At 62.3% G+C, this 18,821-nt stretch carries 12 protein-coding genes; 7 read left to right on the top strand and 5 right to left on the bottom strand.

The genetic code is table 11. From position 1 onward, the window contains the following. Positions 1–2: 2 nt before the first annotated feature. Positions 3–482: a type VI secretion system baseplate subunit TssE gene (gene tssE, locus ACSQ25_RS00060; RefSeq protein ID WP_436103688.1), complete on the bottom strand. Its 480-nt coding sequence runs from the start codon at positions 480–482 to the stop codon at positions 3–5. A 137-nt stretch (positions 483–619) separates the two neighbouring features. On the opposite strand from tssE, the gene tssK reads away from it, so the two are divergent. From tssK to ACSQ25_RS00030, 6 genes are all read left to right on the top strand, one after another. Then, a complete protein-coding gene (gene tssK, locus ACSQ25_RS00055) occupies positions 620–1,960 on the top strand; it encodes a type VI secretion system baseplate subunit TssK (protein WP_436103687.1) in 1,341 nt (446 codons plus the stop codon). Between the two features lie 8 nt (positions 1,961–1,968). Next, positions 1,969–4,767, top strand: a complete 2,799-nt coding sequence (locus ACSQ25_RS00050) for a type VI secretion system Vgr family protein (protein ID WP_436103686.1) — start codon at positions 1,969–1,971, stop codon at positions 4,765–4,767. A 35-nt stretch (positions 4,768–4,802) separates the two neighbouring features. Continuing rightward, positions 4,803–5,978, top strand: coding sequence for a hypothetical protein (locus ACSQ25_RS00045; RefSeq protein WP_436103685.1), 1,176 nt, complete (start codon positions 4,803–4,805; stop codon positions 5,976–5,978). 414 nt (positions 5,979–6,392) lie between these two features. Beyond that, the gene (locus ACSQ25_RS00040; RefSeq protein ID WP_436103684.1) at positions 6,393–7,493 is read left to right on the top strand and encodes a hypothetical protein; all 1,101 of its coding nucleotides are present in this window, start codon (positions 6,393–6,395) and stop codon (positions 7,491–7,493) included. Positions 7,494–7,541: 48 nt separating this feature from the next. Continuing rightward, on the top strand, positions 7,542–7,805 hold the full coding sequence (locus ACSQ25_RS00035) for a PAAR domain-containing protein (RefSeq protein ID WP_436103683.1): 264 nt from the start codon (positions 7,542–7,544) through the stop codon (positions 7,803–7,805). A gap of 36 nt (positions 7,806–7,841) precedes the next feature. Next, complete coding sequence (locus ACSQ25_RS00030) at positions 7,842–9,215, top strand: hypothetical protein (RefSeq protein WP_436103682.1); 1,374 nt, start codon at positions 7,842–7,844, stop codon at positions 9,213–9,215. Between the two features lie 22 nt (positions 9,216–9,237). Here ACSQ25_RS00030 and ACSQ25_RS00025 read toward each other — a convergent pair whose 3' ends face one another. Together ACSQ25_RS00025 and ACSQ25_RS00020 are read right to left on the bottom strand one after the other, a co-directional pair. Beyond that, positions 9,238–10,557: a hypothetical protein gene (locus ACSQ25_RS00025; RefSeq protein WP_436103681.1), complete on the bottom strand. Its 1,320-nt coding sequence runs from the start codon at positions 10,555–10,557 to the stop codon at positions 9,238–9,240. Further along, entirely contained in the window at positions 10,550–11,641 is a 1,092-nt protein-coding gene (locus ACSQ25_RS00020; RefSeq protein ID WP_436103680.1) for an NAD/NADP octopine/nopaline dehydrogenase family protein, read from the bottom strand. The genes ACSQ25_RS00025 and ACSQ25_RS00020 overlap by 8 nt, the downstream gene beginning before the upstream one ends. Before the next feature lie 594 nt (positions 11,642–12,235). Here ACSQ25_RS00020 and ACSQ25_RS00015 point away from each other — a divergent pair. Next, positions 12,236–15,850 carry a WD40/YVTN/BNR-like repeat-containing protein gene (locus tag ACSQ25_RS00015; RefSeq protein ID WP_436103679.1) on the top strand — a complete coding sequence of 1,205 codons (3,615 nt, stop codon included), beginning with the start codon at positions 12,236–12,238 and terminating at the stop codon, positions 15,848–15,850. On the opposite strand, the gene ACSQ25_RS00010 is transcribed toward ACSQ25_RS00015, so the two are convergent. Together ACSQ25_RS00010 and ACSQ25_RS00005 are read right to left on the bottom strand one after the other, a co-directional pair. Beyond that, complete coding sequence (locus ACSQ25_RS00010; RefSeq protein WP_436103678.1) at positions 15,847–17,085, bottom strand: sensor histidine kinase; 1,239 nt, start codon at positions 17,083–17,085, stop codon at positions 15,847–15,849. The genes ACSQ25_RS00015 and ACSQ25_RS00010 overlap by 4 nt on opposite strands. Next, on the bottom strand, positions 17,082–18,635 hold the full coding sequence (locus ACSQ25_RS00005) for an ATPase domain-containing protein (protein ID WP_436103677.1): 1,554 nt from the start codon (positions 18,633–18,635) through the stop codon (positions 17,082–17,084). The genes ACSQ25_RS00010 and ACSQ25_RS00005 overlap by 4 nt, the downstream gene beginning before the upstream one ends. Positions 18,636–18,821: the final 186 nt, after the last annotated feature.

The raw sequence follows: 18,821 nt of genomic DNA, 5'->3' as shown, positions 1-18,821 counted from the left end.
GCTCACCCTCTACCTGCCTTGCCGGCCTTGCTGATGCTGTACTGCAGGGTCGACGGGGTCAGGACGGCGTCGAAGTTGACCGGCTCCTGCGACACGCTCGCCACCAGCACGGCCGTGATCGAAAAATTCAGGCGGTTCACCGAATCGCCCTGCAGATCCAGGCTGGCGCGCACCTTGCGCAGGCGCGGCTCGTGGCAGCCGATGGTTTTCTCGATGCTGGCGCAGATGGCGGCGCGGTCGGTGGGGCTCGAGAGGCACAGGTCGGCGAAATCGCCCAGGCCATAGGTGACCATCGAGCGGCTGCACTCGGGATAGGCCTTGAGCATGCCTTCCGGGATGCTGGCGCGCGTGTTGAGCAGGGCCTCGAGGTCGCGCGCCACCGTGTCTTTCAGCTCTTCGATCGTCATGCGCTGCGCTGCGGACCTTCCGCGTTCCTGCACACCCAGCAGGCGGTCGAACAAGCCTGGCGTGTATCCCTTCATGGGCATCCCCTGAATAACGACATCCGATGTTGCCATGGCGGGCAGTGCCAACGTTTGATCAACTTCACATTGGTAACCCTTTCCAGTTGTTATGGTTTCCGCTGCGTCGTTCCACCAAATCTTGAGGGAAGGCAAAGATGACCAGCAAAGTCTTATGGGGTGAGGGCCTGTTATTGCGCCCACAACACTTCCAGCGGCAAGACCACTACCACGAGCAATGCCTCCACAAGAGCATCAAGGCCGTGCATCCCTATGCCTGGGGCGTCGAGGCCTTGCAGGTCGACCGCGAGGCGCTGGCCAACAGCGTGCTGCGGCTGCTGGCGCTCTCGGTGCGCTTCCAGGATGGGGAGCTGGTCGACGCGCCCGACATCGACGCATTGCCCGAGGCGGTGGACCTGAGCCTGCTGCCGCCATCGACGCAGACCATCACCTATTACGTCGCCCTGCCCGGCCTGAAACCCTTCAGCGGCAACTTCACGCCACACGGGCAGACCAACAGCACGGCGCGCTTCGTGCAGGCGAACCAGGACACGCCCGACCTGTACACCCAGGCCGCGCCGGTGCAGCTGGCCTACCTGAAAAAGGCGGTGCGGCTGGTGTCGGAAGCGGAGCCGCGCGACTCCTACATCCACTTCCCGCTGCTGCGCCTGCGGCGCGCCTCCACCGGCGGCTTCGAGATGGACGAGAGCTTCGTGCCGCCGACGCTGTCGGTGGGCGCGGCCCCGCTCCTGTTCCAGCAGCTGCGCCGCCTGCTCGACGCGCTGCAGGCCAAGACCGCCGCGCTGTACGGGCACCAGCGCGAGCCGAGCCGCAACGTGGTGGAGTTCCGCTCGGGCGACATGTCCTCGTTCTGGCTGCTGCACACGGCCAGTTCCGCCTATGCGACCCTGACCCACCACTTCAACCACCCGGCGCTGCACCCGGAGCGCCTGTACGAGCAGCTGCTCGACGTGGCGGGCGGCCTGATGACTTTCTCCAAGAGCTGGACCTTGGGCGACCTGCCGCCCTACCAGCACAATGACCCGGGACCGTCGTTCACCAAGCTGCACGCCATCATCCGCGAGCTGCTCGACACGGTGATCTCCTCGAAATACTTCGCGATCGCGCTCAGCGAAGTGCGGCCCTCCTACCACATCGGCGCGCTCGACTCGGGCAAGATCGACGAGCGGACCACCTTCTACATCGCGGTGTCGGCGGCCATTCCGGCGGTGGAGCTGGTGGATGTGGTGCCGCTGCGCTTCAAGGTGGGCGCGCCGGACGACGTCGAGAAGTTCGTGCTGTCGGCGCTGCCGGGCGTGCGTCTGCAGTACGCGCCGCAACTGCCGGCGGCGGTGCCGGTGCGTCCCGAGACCTGCTACTTCGTCCTCGAAGCGAAGGGGCCGATGTACGAGCGCATGCTCAAGGCACAATCGATCTCGATCTACGTCCCGGCCGGCATGAAGGAATTGCGGCTGGAGCTGCTGGCCGTTGCCGCATGAAGGGGCCCTTGAGCATCTTCGACACGGGCTTGAGCCAGCACGCGCGGCTCATCACCCTTGCCAGCGCCCAGGACAGCTCCCTGCCGGAATCGCTGGTGGCGGAAGGCTTCAGCGGCCGCGAAGCCGTCAACGAACTGTTCGCCTTCGACGTCGATGCGCTCAGCACCTCGACGGATCTCGACCTGGCGCTGTTCATCGGCGAAGAACTCACCATCGGCCTGCTGCAGCCGGACGGTTCGCGGCGCATGTGGCACGGGCTGTGCACTGCAGCCTCGTGGCTGGGGGCGGATGGCGGGGTGGCGCGCTACCGGCTGCGGCTGGAACCCGCCCTGGCCATGCTGGCGCTGCGCCGTGACAGCTACCTCTTCCAGGACAAGAACGTTCGCGAGATCGTCTGTGAATTACTCGCGGATTATCCACAGCTGCGTTTTGATTTCGACATCACGCAGGGGCTGTCGCCGCGTGCGGTCTGCACCCAATACCGCGAGAGCGACCTGGATTTCTTCACGCGGCTGCTGGCGTCGGAAGGCTTGAACTGGCGCTTCGAGCATGAGCAGGGGGAGCATGCGGAAGACGGCGCGCATGGGCAGGCGAAGCATAGTCTGCTCGTGTTCGACAGCAGGGCAATGGCCCCCCCGATGCCGGGCGGAGACGTGATCCGCTTTCATGGGGTGCGTGCGACCGAGGTAGATGATGCGATCGACGGCTTCCGGGCGCGCCGGCGCGTGCAGGCCAATGCGGTGACGATCAGCAGCTGGGATCCTGCGCAACTGCTGGCGCCGGGTTACGAGCACGAGTCCATGCTCGATGCGGGAGACCTGCCCCTGCTGCCGCTGTACGACGGCAGCGGGGAACGCATCGTTGCCGAGCGTGGCGCAGCGGATGCGCACAGCGAGTTGATGCTGCAGGCGCTCGAGCTGGAGAACAAGGTTTTCGAAGGGACCGGGGCAGTGCGCAGGCTGGCGGCCGGCCATGCCTTCCAGCTGACCCAGCATGACCGGTATCCCGAGGGTGCGAATGCCTTCAAGCTGCTGTGGGTGCGGCACGAGGCGCGTAACAACTTCGAGACCGGCATTGCAAGCGCTTCTTCGTCGGGCGTCGAAAACGGGACCTATCGCAATGTGTTTGGCTGCGTGCGCGAGCTGGTGCCGCTCGTGCCTCGCTTGAGCGCGGCGCCGCATCGGATCACGGCGGCCGGGCCGCAGTGCGCCCTGGTTGTCGGGCTGGCGGATGCCGTGTCGACCACCAACCGCGATCACCAGGTGCGTGTGCAGTTCGCGTGGCAGCGCGGTGCGCGGCCGAATGCCGGGGGCATGGTGCACAACACGGACGAGAAAGGCTGCGCACCGGGTAACGAGATCTCGGGCACGTGGGTGCGGGTGGCCGAGGCGCTGGCCGGTCCCAACTGGGGAACGGTGTTCACGCCGCGTATCGGGACGGAAGTGCTGGTCGATTTCATCGAAGGCGATATCGACCGGCCCGTGGTCGTGGCGCAGCTGTACAACGGGGCGGACCTGCCGCCGTTTTCCGCAGGCGTCGATTCAGGCGTCAATCACGCGGGAGTCCTGTCCGGGATCCACACCCGGAATGTCGATGGCAGCGGCTACAACCAGTGGCAGATCGACGACACGACCGGGCAGCTGCGCATGCGGCTGGCGACCAGTGTCGGGGCGACGCAGCTCAATCTGGGGTACCTGATTCACCAGGAGCCGGGTACGGCGCAGCGGGGCGCTTATCGCGGCAGCGGTTTTGAATTGCGCACCGATGCCTGGGCGGTGATTCGCGGTGGGGAAGGTGTGCTGCTGTCGACCCGTGCGCGGCCTGCGCTGGGGAGCAGCGTGTCGTCGACGCAGATGGATGTGGCGGAAGCGGTGGCGCAGTTCAAGAGTGCTCACGAGTTGTCCACCACGCTGGGGGATGCGGCGGCAGCGCAGCAGGCGCTGTTCAGCAAGGATGCCTTGAAGGCGCAGGCCGAGTTCATCGAGCAGATCGATCCGCAGGCCAAGGGCAAGTACGAGGGGCCGGTGAATGGGCAGGCGGCATTCAAGGCCAGGCCGGGGTCACGCGAGCTGGATTCGTCACAGCCTGTGGAGAAGTTTGCTTCGCCGATCGTGCTGATGGATTCGGCGGCGAGTATCAACTGGGCGACGCCGGCGTCGACGGTGCTGTACGCGGGGAGGCATTTGCACTGGACTACGCAGTCGGACATGCACATGACGGCGGGGCATACGTTTTCGTCGGTGTCCGGTGGGGCGACCAGTTTGTTTACGCATTCGGGCGGGATCCAGGCGATCGCGGCGAATGGGCCGGTGTCGCTGCAGGCGCATACGGATGGGCTGGAGATCTTGGCGGACAAGGAGATCACGGTGATCTCGGTGAATGACTGCATCGAGATCAAGGCGAAGGAAAAGATCGTGCTGCAGGCGGGGGAGTCGTCGATCACGCTGGAGGGCGGGGATATTACGTTTGCTTGTCCGGGGACGTTTTCGGTGAAGGGTGGGCAGCATGTGTTCGACAAGGGTGGGCGACAGACAGCCAAGCTTCAGAACCTGCCCGGCGAGTTAAGCGAAGAAGCTCGCAACTGGATCTCTCTGAACTATCTAGACGCCGAGATTGGAGAAGGCATTCCTGACGTGGAATACGAGATCCATTTCGATAAAGGTCCGGTCCTGACGGGGACGCTGGACAGTAACGGAAAGGCACGCCATGAGAACGTCGACAACAAGCCAGTGAAAAAGGTGATCTACAAACCGCGTAAGCCAAAAGATGAAAAGCCGCATGACCCACTACAGAAGCTGCTTGGCTGAGCGCGACGCCTGACCACTGTCCATTGGAATAATCCATGCCCGACATTAATGCGACACAGATGCGCGATGCGCTTGCCTGGACCACGAACGAGCAAGGTCCGGAGGAAGAGGTAAGTTCCAATCCATGGGAGTGGTTTTGGCAAGCCGTTCAGGGTGACTTCAACGAAAACCGATCGACAAGTCAAATCGTCGTTGACGCGGCAATATCGATGATTCCTTTGGTCGACCAAGTGTGCGATGTACGCGACTTGATCGCGAACTGTAAGAAGCTCAGGGAAGACACATCCGATACATGGGCTTGGGTCGCGCTTGCTTTGACACTTATCGGCCTTGTTCCTTTCCTTGGCTCGTTTGTGAAAGGCGTCTTGAAGATCTTCTTTGCCTTTGTTCGACGCGCTGGCGGAAACGCAATTATCGCAGCCGTGGACAAAGCTATTACATGGGTTGTAGCGCTGCTACGCCGGCGAGCCTTTCAAACGTATCTGCGAGAGCACAACATCGATGACGTCTTTACCTGGCTTGCTAACGAGATCAAGAAAGTTAAAACGAAAACCGGCGCTGCAGAACTGATCAAAGCGTTCGATTCTGCCATCGCAACACTGCGACAACTTACTGACAAGGTTTCTCATGTCCCAGTAGTCGGCCCTAGAGCCTCTCAAGCATTAGAACAAGTAATGTGGGTACGCTCCAGGGCCACTGAAGGGATAGCAAAGGTCAATCTCACCATTGACGCCATATTTGACGCCATCATTATGCGCTTGCTGGGAGAGACAGCACTGAGCAGGAAAGCGATTGTCAATCTGAACAATGTGCATTATCGCGGCGCGTTACCTGAAGCGACTGCGGTTACATTAATGCGCCGGCCACGGCCGTGTCCAAAGTGGCTCAATGAAGGCAACAATCTTCCTTGGTCCGAAGCAAAACTTGATCGCTATGCTAAAAAGATAGAAAAAAAGGTCAAGGGCGGCTGGCCCAATCTATCAGAACAAAATATCAAATCTTTTCACAAATTGAGTTCCGATGAAATAAAAGGCCCAGCACCGCTTATTCGTGTTCTGTCGCCAAACAGTCGAGCTATGAGCGATTGCTGGATCAGTGAAAAGGTTTTCAACGAGATTCAAAATTCTCCCGATCCACGCGCTGCTTGGCGGAAATATTTAGCCGTTTGGCCCGACTGGAATGTGAACGGTCAATTGTTGTCTATGACGTAAAGCCCGGCGAAACATTAAAGGTGTGGCGAGGCCCGGCATCTAGTCAGAAAAAAGATTCGCTACCGGACAGGCATTTGGAAGGTGGATGGGAACAGATAGCATTCAACGTCGAAAGGAACGATCGACGCAATGACATAATGAGATATTACAAGAAGTATGATAAAAATTCTCTGCACGAGTCCATTAGTCAGGACGATTTTTACAAACTACCAAAATCTGAGCAAGAAGAATATTTGGGAATTCGACAGAAGATCACGCATCCAAATATAAGTGGGCCTTTTGAAACCGGATGGGGTTACACGGATTTTGACGGCACCGGATTGCCAGACAAGATCGGTTTGCCCGCCCTACCCGGGCAAGTGACCTCTTTTAGACCATAAACCCATTTTCTTGATATCGAGAGTTAGATACCAAATGACATCAAATAAAACCCTGACAACTTGGCAAAAGAAGCAAGCCGCTTTGCTTTATTTTTTTGCTTCTGATGAATACTTAAAAGGGCTTCATGAGCGCGTTCGTGAACTTCAGAGGTTTGTTGACGGGATACTGGACAAGAGCCGTGAAGAAGGCCGAGACCGTTTTTTGAAAGATCCCCGATGGGGAGATCGTGACACAAGCGAAAATTGGTCCAACCATGCTTGGTCCTTTCTAGCGGATTTTGGATTGTCAGTGGCAAGACATATAGCAGATCGCTCTTCAGAAATTTATCACGTAACAGGAGCTTATCAATGTGGCCGGGGAATGGCAGAATTTTCAATGCAATGGACTCTGCCTGTAGAGGAAGAGAAATTTGATGAAATGTTTGCGTCTATTTCGAAATATGCTAGATACATTGATGACACGATGGAAAAAGGCCAGGTTGATAGCAGGTGGGACGATTTCGGTTTTGCTTTAGCATGGCAAGAACACGCATCGACGTTTCCCCGGTTGCCCAAATTTAGAATTCGCGAAGATATCAATTGTGAACATGGGAAGATTCCTCCGAAGACTGGTGTATATATTTCCTCTGAATATCCGGATGGTGCCCTGCAGTTTGCATGGAACGGTAACGAGTATGGCGAGCTTCTAGAGTGTTCTATCTTTAACGATCTAGGTCAAAAAGCCCTTGCCACCGTCGGCAGATCTAAACTATGGCTGGACGACGAAGCAATGCTTGAATTTGTCCAGAAGAATCCAAACGCAACAGAGTTAACAGACGATCCTTTTTATGCTGAGGACTTTACACCGGATCTTGCCCCGAGTCTGGTTGCACGAAATGCGTTCACATCGGCGCCTTCAAAGTGGTATTACGTAGAGATTTTAGAAGCCGAATCCGAGGAAATTGGTACTGAGATCGATCAATCGGCACATGAAGAACGTCGCGTTGAAGCAGGAAAGCGCTGTGAAATAAGCGGCTTTTATTTCAGTCCAGCGTCTTCAGGACCACGCCGCTTTTTTACCCAAGGTGAAGTCTTCCCAAAACTGGACTCCGCTTACGGAAATACCATTTGGCAGTGGGACGAGAAACAGAACTAGCTGCCATTAGCCATATTTTGGATCGTTAAAGCGTCGTAAGGGGGAACTATGGCAGGTCCACTGATCAAACTCGGCGATAAAACATCTCATGGGGGAGTCGTCGTCGAAGCTTCCCCGCATAGCGATACCGGTGGGGCCGGCATTGCGCGAATGGGCGACAAGACAGTCTGCCCAAAGCACGGTTCGAATCCGATCGTCAGCGGCGACTCGACACTCATCATCGACGGCAAGCCGGCAGCGCGGCATGGAGACAAAACGGCTTGCGGCGCCACCCTCATTGCAGGACAACAGGCAAGCATCGACAACCTCTAAGCGACTATGACAACCACTACAACAGCACCCACACGCGTGACTGCCGAATGGCTCAAGCTCGGCGCAATCGTTGTGATTACCTTTTTCGTCTGCTGGACGCTCGCAGTTGGCTACTGGCATGTCACCGACCATAACCCTGGGACGGGCGACCTGGCACTGGGGTTGCTCCTTATGCCCGTGGGTGTGCTGTTTGCCTTCTGGGGAGGACAGAAAGCGATCATGGCCCGTGCCGCGTTCATTCCTGCTAGTACCTCAAAGCCAGCGTCCTCTTCATCAAGGGTAGATGCGGTAACGACCACACCAGTACTGGCCATCGTGGCAACCGCACTGCGTTCCCCGCACGGCGCCTCGGCGGAAGAGCTCGCCAGCGCCATCGCCGAAAACGAAGCCCGTGCCGACCTCGACAAGGAATTGGTCGACGACAACGGCTTCCCGGCCATGGCTGCGCGCAGTGAGGATGCGCTGGATGAAGCGCTGCAGGATGAGATAGCGGAATGGCTGTCCAGCCAGGGAATACAAACCCTCTTCAGCGCAGAACAATGGCGTGCGCTGACGCTGGCCACCGGCGTCGCGAGCGAACTGGCCAGCCTCGCTGCGGGCGAGTTGATGCCCATCGAAGGACAGCCGCCTACACTTCAGCTCAGGCTGATGCTCCCCCATGACTGGGCGTCCGACGTCCAGCGTGCGGCAACGATGTGGCTCAAGCACACCGTCTGCCAGTACGGCTGGCCGGAAGCCAGCATCGCCGCACTGGACTCAGTGGAGCAAAACCCTGCAATCACGCCCACCGCCGCACTCGCAAAGCTATTGCCAACACCATCGAATGACAGGCCCTTGGTGGCGATGGTCATCGCCTGCGCCTCCCTGATCGGACAGGAAAGCGTCGACCGCCTCGCAGCAAGCTCCCAGCTGTTCACCTCATCATCACAAGCGCGGGGCCAGATTCCCGGCGAGGGCGCTGCCGGCCTGCTGTTGACCGATCTGCGGCAGGCGCAGGCCTGCGGCGCAGAGTTCGCCTTGCTGGGTCCCATCGACGAGCAGCGCCGGGACAGCTCCGCCGACGATGCGCGTCGGGTCGATTCGACACTGTTGCTGGATATGGCGACGCAGATCGGCAAGGCCGGCGCCATCGAGCTGTCGCAGATCGCGATGATCGTGGCCGACACCGCCCACCGCTCCAACCGCGTGCTCGAACTGATGGGTTTGAGCGCGCCCGCGCTAGAGCAAGTCGATGCGGCTGACGACATCGTCCGCATCGGCCTCGGCAGTGGGAGCTGCGGGGCCGTGCCCTTCGTGACGGTGCTTGTGCTGGCGCGCTACCATGCGCTCGAGCGCAATGCGCCGGTCCTCTGCATCGGCAACGAGGACCCGATTCTGCGCAGCGCGGCACTGGTGCGTCCCCCGGCATAAGCCGCCGGGGAGGCGCAGCCGCTCAGACGTTCAGCGAATTCACCACCAGCTTGCGCTTGCCGTTCGACGCCAGCGGGATGTCGTTCTCTTCCTGCAGCGAGATGTCGAAGAAACCGCCCCAGCGGCGCTGCTGGGCATCCAGCACGAAGGCGCGCTGTTCGTCGTTCAGGCTGCCATGGCGCGGCACTACCGCCAGCGTGATCTCGCCCGCCTTCTTCTGCCGCACCTGATACAGGCGCACGAAGTCCCAGGTCACCTCGTCGATGACGATCGACAGACCCGGTATGCGCTTGCCGCTGCGGTCGACCAGGAATTCATGACCGCGGCCGTCGATGCCCGGGCAGCGGCCATCCGCATCGATCAAGCCATAATCGTTGGTCCGGTAACGGATCAGCGGCATCACGTCGTTCCATAAGGAGGTGCCGACGATTTCGGGACGATCGCCGTCCATGCGGTTTTCGTTCCAGCCGTAGAGCGGCTGGAACTGGTAATCCGAGGTGCCGCGATCGTCGACCTTGAGGAAGGCGAGGTTGGTGCGCTCCGACAGGCCGTAATTCAGGGACACGGGCGATCCGAACAGCCGGCGAATCGCCGCGAGCTGCGCCGGCGTGGCCGGTTCGGAGGCCAGCAACACCGCCTTGACCTGCACGTCGAGCTCGCGCGACTCGACCAGCTCGGCCAGCGCCGTCACCGAACTCGGGTAGCCGTGCACGTACTCGGGGCGGAAGCGCCTGATCGCCTCGACAATGGCCGCCTTGTGCTGCCCGTGGATGTGATAGGGCGACAGCATCAGGCGGTTGCCCACCACGCGGGCCGGTTCTTCGTGCGCCAGGCGGCGTGCGTCGGCGCCGATACGGAGGATGCGCGACTTGTCGAAGGAAAAACCGAGCTTGCCCCACTCGTGCGTGAAAAAGGCTTTCTCGATGTCGGCGAGGCGCTTGGTGCGCCACAGGCCGATGCCCTGCCCGGACGAGCCGCCACTGGTCGCGTACATCAGCTTTTCCGGATCGAGCCGGCAGTCGAGAAAATCGCGCTGCTGCGACATCACTTCTTCCTTGGAAAGGAAGGGGAAGGCAGCCAGCACCTCGTGCACGGGTTCGTTCTGCGCCTCGTCGACGCTCAGCTTGACGCTGCGCTGGTAGTAGGGCACATGTTGCAGCGCATGGACGAGGATCTTGCGCAAGCGTGCCTGGGCCTGCTCGGCGACGGTGGTCTTGTCCTGCGCCAGCATGTCGAGCACGCTGAAGAAGTCGGGATGATAAAGGACGCGGCTCGGGATGTAACGGCGCCAGGCGTAATAAGGTTTGGCCAGCAGGTCGTGGATGGTCACGGCGTCACCCATTCAGTACGCGGTTGAACTCCGCCGCCGACTTGTCGCCCAGCCCCAGCCTTTCCAGCGTACGCGCCTCGGCCGCGAAGTCGCGGTCGAGCAGGCCGCTGGCGATCACGATCAGCGCGTCGGCCGTCGGGGTCGGCACGCCCATCAGGCGGCCGATCGAGGACAGCAGCGCCAGGCCCATCGGTACGTCTTCGGTGATGAAGCGGGTCTGCAGCGTTGCCGGTCCCTTCGGCCCGCCTTCGCGCGCGTAGCGGCGGAACACGGAGATCGAGGGCTGCGACAGGTCTTCCTCGTTACGGAATTTGCATTCGTCGAAATAAGGCGAAGGCTTGCCCCCGGTGGCCGCGATGACGGCGTTCTTTTCCGCGTCGAGCTTGTACAGCAGGTTGAGGACGGACGGGGTGAAGGCTTCGCGGTACATCCAGAATTCGCCTTCCGAGTGTTCGATGCGGCTGGCGGACAGCAGGGTGCCGATGGTGTGCACGATCAGGTTCGGGTTGTGCATCGCCGACTCGACCACATTGCTGCGCGTCGCGACATAGGTCGGGAACAGGCGGGCCGCGCGCTCCAGTCCTTCGGCGGCGCGCTCGCGCGGCAGGAAGGCCAGCGCGTTGCGCGTATTGCGGAACAGGACGTTGACCACGCCCGGCTCGACGATGCGGGCGTCGTAGGGAAGGCTTTCGCCTTCCGCCAGCAGGAAATTCTCCTTCTGCTGGTAGGGCAGGAAATAGCAGGAGCCCATGTAGCCGGGCGCCAGCAGCACCAATTGGTGTGCCTTCAGGTAGGGGCCGATCAGCTCGGCGATCTCGGCATGGCACTGGGTCTGGGTCGTGATGAAGATCGCGTCCGGCGTCTCGGCGAAGGCTTCGCCGACGTCGCGGGTGGCCAGGGCGATGGACGCCGTGCTGGTCTCGCCGCCTTTGGGATTGCTGATGAGCTTGATCGTGCGAGTGTCGCGCACGGTATCGAAGTTCTGGTCGTGCAGCGAGTGCGAGGTTTTCAGCAAGGCGACCCGGTGCCCGTCCTGTGCGAGGATGGCGCCGAGCGCACATCCCGCATTGCCTGCACCTACCATTAACACATTCATGCGTCCTCCATTGGACCGGCCACGGACACGACGCGGCGAGCGTCAGTGCCAGGTTCCACCAGAAGGCGGCGGCCCAGTCAGTAGGTTCATCAAAGGCGGCAACAGGGTGTTATTGAACGTCGCGCAAACGCTTCCCGGGAGGAGCAACAGTGCCCCTCCACGTCACCGCACGAATTGAAAATTATCAAAGAAGCAGCACTTTAAGCTGATCATCGATGAAATTAAGATAAGTTTGTTCAATTGGGAAGTCAACCGAATTCCGCCCGCTGCTGGGCGGTGAAAGCTGTCTAGACGAGCGCATAAACCACGCTTTTGCTTGCTGATGCCAGCACGTTGTACGAAGCAGGAAGAAGCCCAATCGCGCCATGACGATCGCTCTGGAAAACCAGCCTGGCGCCTTCAGCCGATATACATATTGTTACAACTATAACAATTTGTCATTGTTGGCCTGAGCAAGATCAAACCCTTGATCGAAGCCAAGGGCCTCGATGCAAGAGGATTGCATCAGTACCCCGACGCCAGCCCCACACTAATCTGGTTGGTGGCACTTCCAGACACCAACCAGCATAAGGGCAGGCAAACATGGATACCTACATGCAAGACAACAGGGAGAGGGTCGACTTTGGCCGTCGCAAGCGCGAACTGGAATACCGGCGCGACTGGTTCCACCATTTCCGCACCACCGACGTGCGTGCCCTTGACCAGCTGTGGCGCGACGGGTTTGCCTACAAGGCGCGCCTGATCGAGCAGTTTCGGGGCCAGATTCCCCACCTGGCCGCCTATGGCAGCGGACCGTCGGCGGCCGGCAGGCCCTGGTTCAGCATCGGCCCGCGCAACGTCAATGGCCGCGTGAAGGCGCTGGCCGTGCATCCGACCGACCCCAGGATCGTGTATGCCGGCGCGGCCAGCGGCGGCGTCTGGAAGAGCGTGGACAGCTGCGAAACCTGGCGGCCATTGTGGGACACCACCCTCACGATGGCGGCGGTCGCGATTGCGATCGCGCCATCCAATCCCAACGTCGTCTACGTCGGCACCGGCGAGTGGACGCCGGGCTGGGGGCCGGGCTATCCGGGCGCCGGCCTGTATGTGTCGAACGACGCCGGCGCCACCTGGACGCTGCGCACCGGCGTGACGGCCCGTCGCGTGGCCCAGGTACTGGTGTCGCCGACCAATGCCCAGGTCGTCTACATCGCGGGCGATTCCGGCTTCGAACGCTCGCTCGACGGCGGCATCACCTGGTCGACGCTGCGCACGGGTGAGATTTCCGATGCCGTGATCGACCCGAACAATGCCAGCATCCTGTACATCGCGGTGCGCTCCGACCGCATCTACAAGACGATCAACGGCGGCACCACCTGGACCGGGCTGGCGGCCGGCCCGACCGGCGCCGACGCCAGCTGGCTGCGCCTGGCGATCGGCCGCAGCGGCGCATCCGGTTCGAACCACATCCTCGCCAAGCGCGACGGCACCATCTACCGCAGCACCAACGGCGGCAGCACCTGGACCACGCTGGCCGGCGCGCATGGCGGCGCGGCCTACCACGAATGGACCAACATGCTGGCGGTGGCCCCGGATGACGACAACACCATCTTCGCGGGCGGAGTCGGCGCCGAGCGCACGACCAATGCCGGCGCCAGCTGGACCGGGTTCTCGGGCAGCCTGCTGCACGCCGATTACCACCGCGCGGTATTCGCGCCGTCCGACCCGAACATCGTGTACCACTGCAGCGACGGCGGCGTGTACCGCTCGACCACCAAGGGCGCGGTCTGGGAAAAGACCAGTGACGGCCTGATCGTGACCCAGTTCTACGACGTCAACGCATGGCAGCGGTTTTCCACCGTGATCGGCGGCGGCACCCAGGACAACGGCACCAACGTCAGCACTGGCGGCCTGACCTGGCGCGGGATCCTGGGCGGCGACGGCGGCTACCTGGTAATCCATCCGACCGATCCGCACATCATGTATGCGGAGACCCAGAACACCGGCCTGCGCAAGACCTTCAATGGCGGCGTCACCTGGACCAGCATCACCGCCGGCCTGACCGGCACCAGCAGCTGGGTGGGCGTGCTGACGATGGACCCGGCCGCGCCGAACACGCTGTACATCGGCACGACCATCGTCCACAAGACCACGGACGGCACCGCCACGCCCTGGGTGCCGGTCAGCCAGAATTTTGGTGACCAGATCAGTTCGATCGCCGTGGCCCCGACCGATTCGAACCGGGTGTACGCGACAGCCGGCGCGCAGGTATTCCGCACCGACGACGGCGGCGCCACGACGACCTGGGCCAACAAGACCACGGCGACCCTGCCCGGCCGGGCCATCACCGACGTGGTCGTGGACCGCGCCGACCGCGAGCGGGTGTTCGTGTCCGCCGGCGGGCCGGCGGCCGGTCCCGGCGCCCAGGCCGTGTACCGCAGCACCAATGGCGGCAACAGCTGGACCGACATCAGCGGCAACCTGCCGAACGTCGGCGTGAATGCCATCGAACTCGATCCGTCCAACCCGCTGATCGTGTATGCCGGCACCGACGTCGGCGCGTTCCGCACCACGAGCGGCGGCACCAGCTGGCACGCCTTCGACGCCGGCCTGCCCAATGTGCCCATCACCGACCTGCACATCGATCCGGAGGACCGGGCGCTGTATGCGGCAACGATGGGGCGCGGCATGTACAAGGTGTCGATCTCGACGGTGGTCGAGCCGGTGGTCGACCTGTACCTGCGCGACAGCGAGCTCGACACCGGCGAACGCTTCCCCTCGCCCTCGGGCGAGCCGGATCCGCTCGACATCACCAGCGACGAATACTGGTGGATGAGCCCCGACATCAAGGTGCAGTCGTCCGGGCTGTACACGCCGGACGCGGTATTCGACGGCGTCGAGTTCGATAACGAAGTGCTGCACCAGGACGCCGTGCGCGGCACCAGCAACCGTTTCTACCTGCAGGTGCACAACCGCGGCTGGCAGAACGCCACCAATGTCCGGGTGCGCGCCTTCTTTGCCGACGCCTCGGCCGGCCTGCCGGCGCTGCCTGGCGACTTCTGGAGCGCGTTCCCGGGCAGCGACCCGTCCGGTACCGTGTGGCGGCCGATCGGCCCGGCACGCAGTATCGCCCTGCTCGAGCCGAACCGTCCGGTGATCGTGAGCTGGGACTGGACCGTGCCGGCGGGCGCGGCCACGCACAGCTGCGTGCTGGCCGTCTCGACCTGTACCGAAGACCCGATCACCACCACCCAGCTCGATCCCGGCCTGCTGGTGCCCAACGAAAAACGGGTCTGCCTGAAGAACCTGAATGTCGTGAGCGCCGGACCGTCCTCGGGCCAGAAAATCATGGGCATCGATTTCCATAACGCCTCGGCAACGGAGGCGCTGATCGACATCCTGGTCGATGCCACCCGCTTCGATGGCGCCAACCTCGGGCTGCTGCTGGGCCGGCACCGCTTCGCCAATCCCGAGACCGCGCTGCGCAACGCGACCGTCTATCCGCTGCGCCCGGGGGAATATCTCGGGGACTGGGGCGCGCGCGGCGGCGAAGGCGGCCGCCACCTGCAGGAGCTGCTGGCCCGGCTCGACACCACCCACCTGTACGAACTCGACCCGGCCAAACTGGCCGAGCTGCGCGGCATTCCGCTCGGGCCGGGCGAAGTGCTGCACGGCGCGCTCACCGCCTTCCCCTCGCGGCGTTCGTCGTACACCGACCTGAACCGGCTGGCGGTGTTCCAGCGCAGGGATGGCCTGCTGATCGGCGGCAGCACCTTCGAATTCCGGCTGACGCGCGCCCGCGGACTGGCTGCGGTATCGCGCATCCGCATCGTGCTCGAAAAAGTGCGGATCACGGACAAGCATGCGCATTTGTTTGCACGTGACGAGTACCGCTTCAAGGTCGCGGTCGGCTTCAACGAAAGCCGCTGCCGCCAGCATGAGGTGACCCTGCCGCACAAGGGCTACCTCAAGCCGAAGCACAAGGAAATCACGCTCGATGCCTGCGTGTTCGAAGGCTATGTGGCGGAAAGCGACCGCTTGCGGCTGGCAATCCTGCCTTCCGACCATTCCCTGTTCCACGACCACCCGCTGGTGCTGTTCAGCCGTGCCTTCGATGGCCCGCCGGAGACCTGGGTCGGGCAGTACCGGCCGGACGACGAAACGCCGGACCCGGAGCGCCTGAAGGACTGGGAGCTGTGGTACCGGATCGAGTCGCTGCCTTTGACTTAAGTTGAACGGGCCGCGACAGGGAGCCGGATCGCGAAGGTGGCTCCCTGGCCGCGCCCAAGGCTGCTGGCGCTGAGCGTGCCGCCGTGCAGTTCGACGATGCGGCGCGCGATGTACAGCCCCAGCCCCAGGCCGGTGGCGTTGTCGTGCTGCTGCAGCTTGAAGGCGCTGAATACGTGGGGCAAGTCGTCCGCCTCGATACCCTGGCCGGAGTCGGTGATGTCGATCTCCACCATGCCGTCCAGGCGCCGGATCCGGATCCGGATGATGCCGTCGGCCGGGGTGAATTTCACGGCATTGAACAGCAGGTTCCAGACCACCTGCTGCAGGCGCCGTCCGTCGGCCTCGAAGTGGATGTGGTCGCCATAATCGCTCGGGGTGACCTGCATCCGGATACGCTTGGCGTGGGCGTGGGTTTCCACCGTCGAGATGGCGTCGCGCAGGATCTGGCCCAGCATCACCGGGGCACGCGTGATCGACATGTGCCCGGTCAGGGTGCGTGCCGCATCGATCAGGTCGTCGACCATGCCGGCTTCCTGGCGCACGTGCACGCGCATCGCTTCGAGTCCGCTCACCGCTGCCGGGGGCAAGTCGGGAATCGTGCGCAGCATCAGTTCGATGCGCATCGACAAGGCCGACAGCGGGGTACGCATTTCGTGCGAGACCGTGGCCAGGAACAACTCGCGCGTCCGGTTGACGCGGGTCAGGTCATCGATGGTTTCGCGCTGGCGGTCGAGCGTGCTCGACAGCGTGCCGAGCAAGGCCGCATAGGTGCCCATGCGCTGTTCCGATACCGGCGCATCAAGCCGCGCCTCATTCCACAGCAGGTGGCCGGCCAGGCCGATCTGCTTGGCGATGCGCTCGCAGGCCAGCGGCGAACTGAAGTCGGCAAAGCGCCAGCCGAATACCAGCACCCCGTAGACCTGGCCACGCAGCAGCAGGGGCTGGGAACAGACGCGAAAGCCTTCGAACTGGGCCGACGCCGAGCTGCCCTGCGCGCAGGCGCGCTGCACCAGGCTGCGCTCGAGCTCGGTGCCTGGTCCGTCCTCGGCCCACAGGCGCGAGCGCTCCGCCAGCAGCTTGGCCAGGCGCGAGCCAGCGATGGGACCGATGCGGCGCACGCCCGCGGTGTCGTAGGCCGAGGTGACGAGGCCGGTCGCCTCGGTGAACTGCCGTAGGGGCTTGTGCCAGTCGTCCCAGTCGACTGGTGGCTTGTCCGGCAATTCGATCTTGATCACTGCTTGGGTTCAGCCGGAAGGCGCGTCGAGTCGGGCAGCGGCTGGCCATTGGCCAGGGCTTCCTCGACTGCCGGGCTCTGGCGCGACGGTGAGCGCGACAGCAAGCCGTAATAGGACGAGAACGGCAGCTGCGGCACGGCCGGGGTATCGCTGGCGCTTTCGTCCAGCAGGAGCAGCCCGCCCACGCCGATCGTGTATTCGCGCGTGACCTGCTGGTTGCGGCTGCCCCTGACCTTCGGCACCGCCAGCGCCCGGCGCAGCACGGTGGAAACCTCGACGTAGTTGAGCAGGATGATGTTGTCGACCAGGTGCGAACCCTTGAGTTCCTCGCTGATCTGCGACACGCCCAGCAGTTCCGGGCTCTCGTAGTTGAACAGGGTCGTGGCCAGGCGGTTCTTGAAGAAGCTCGCCAGCGCGTACAGGTAGTCGGCGACCTCGTCGCGGCTGGTCATTTCGTAGACGGCAATCGAATCGAACACGACGCAATCGATCTGCTGCTCTTCGACCAGCTTGACGATGCGGTCGAAGTGCACGTCCAGTTCGAGTTCCAGCGGCGACTCGTAATGGATGTACAGCTTGCCCGCGTCGACCAGGGGCTGCAGGTCGAAACCGAGCGACCTGGCGTTGCGGATCAGCTGGGCAGGGTGCTCGTCCAGGCTTACCAGCAGTCCCTTGCGGCCCTCGGCGATGACATTGGTCAGGAACTGGACGCTCAATACCGTCTTGCCGGTACCGGAAATGCCGCTCACCAGCGTCACCGAGCCTTTATAGATGCCGCCGTCCATCATCTTGTCGATGGAAGCAGAACCGGTCGACAGGCGCTCTTCCGAGGTGGGCTGGTCGGCCGAAGCAACCGGGCGCGACTGGGCGCGGCGGTACACGTGCACGCCCACCTCCGGTTCGATGCGCATGGTGTGGCTGCCGGCGATGTAGTCCTGGCCGCGCGACTTGGTCACGGTCAGGCGGCGGCTGACGCGGCGCCGCGATTCCTCGCGCGTGAGCGAGATGATGGTGTCGAAGACGAAGCGCTCGTGCGCCAGCACGCCGGTCATCGTTTCGTCGCGCTCGGCCGTCACCATGGTGGTCACGCCCAGGCGGGTCAGGCCCTCGATCAGCAGGTGCACGTCTTCGCGGAAGGGAATGTCGTTGACTTCCGCATACAGGCGCAGCGGCGTCAGGCCGTCGATCAGCAGGCGCTTGGCGCCCATGTCGACCAGCGCGGCGGCGAAGGCGCCGTCCTCGCTGCGGAACTCGCTCAGCAATACAGCGGGGCTGGTCTGGATGATCTTGATCTTGCCTTGGTCGATCATGCCCTGCAGGTCCCAGCTAAAGCCGGCGGCGTCGCGCAGCAGCTTGGCGGGATCCAGTTCGAAGGACACGATGGCGCCCGGCTCGTCGCATTCCAGGGCACCGTGGTAGATGAAGCCCAGCCCGAAGGTGGTCTTGCCCGAGCCGGGCGGCCCTTCCACGATCAGGTTGTTATTGCGGGGAATCCCGCCGTGCAGTACCTCGTCGAGTCCGGCGATGCCGGTCTTTACTAACGCGTTCATGGGCCTGCCTTTGTCTAGGTTGTACAGCTTAACATGGGGGAGCGCAGCCACGATGGCACGCCCGGAACGATATGTTGTCGTTGTTGAAATATTTTATGAGGGGAATTGTCCAGGTATCTGTGCGATGGAAAACATGCCATAAAACAAAAACGACCCGAGTGGGTCGTTTTTGAAGACTTCGCGAGG

It is taken from the genome of Massilia sp. LjRoot122 (assembly GCF_964252725.1).
GTDB lineage: Bacteria > Pseudomonadota > Gammaproteobacteria > Burkholderiales > Burkholderiaceae_D > Telluria.
This window is presented reverse-complemented; position numbering and strand designations above follow the sequence as displayed.

Excerpts from the sequence above, each read along its gene's own strand:
- tssE (WP_436103688.1), bottom strand. The coding sequence starts at position 482 with ATGAAGGGATACACGCCAGGCTTGTTCGACCGCCTGCTGGGTGTGCAG.
- tssK (WP_436103687.1), top strand. The coding sequence starts at position 620 with ATGACCAGCAAAGTCTTATGGGGTGAGGGCCTGTTATTGCGCCCACAA.
- ACSQ25_RS00045 (WP_436103685.1), top strand. The coding sequence starts at position 4,803 with ATGCCCGACATTAATGCGACACAGATGCGCGATGCGCTTGCCTGGACC.
- ACSQ25_RS00040 (WP_436103684.1), top strand. The coding sequence starts at position 6,393 with ATGACATCAAATAAAACCCTGACAACTTGGCAAAAGAAGCAAGCCGCT.
- ACSQ25_RS00035 (WP_436103683.1), top strand. The coding sequence starts at position 7,542 with ATGGCAGGTCCACTGATCAAACTCGGCGATAAAACATCTCATGGGGGA.
- ACSQ25_RS00025 (WP_436103681.1), bottom strand. The coding sequence starts at position 10,557 with ATGGGTGACGCCGTGACCATCCACGACCTGCTGGCCAAACCTTATTAC.
- ACSQ25_RS00020 (WP_436103680.1), bottom strand. The coding sequence starts at position 11,641 with ATGAATGTGTTAATGGTAGGTGCAGGCAATGCGGGATGTGCGCTCGGC.
- ACSQ25_RS00015 (WP_436103679.1), top strand. The coding sequence starts at position 12,236 with ATGCAAGACAACAGGGAGAGGGTCGACTTTGGCCGTCGCAAGCGCGAA.
- ACSQ25_RS00005 (WP_436103677.1), bottom strand. The coding sequence starts at position 18,635 with ATGAACGCGTTAGTAAAGACCGGCATCGCCGGACTCGACGAGGTACTG.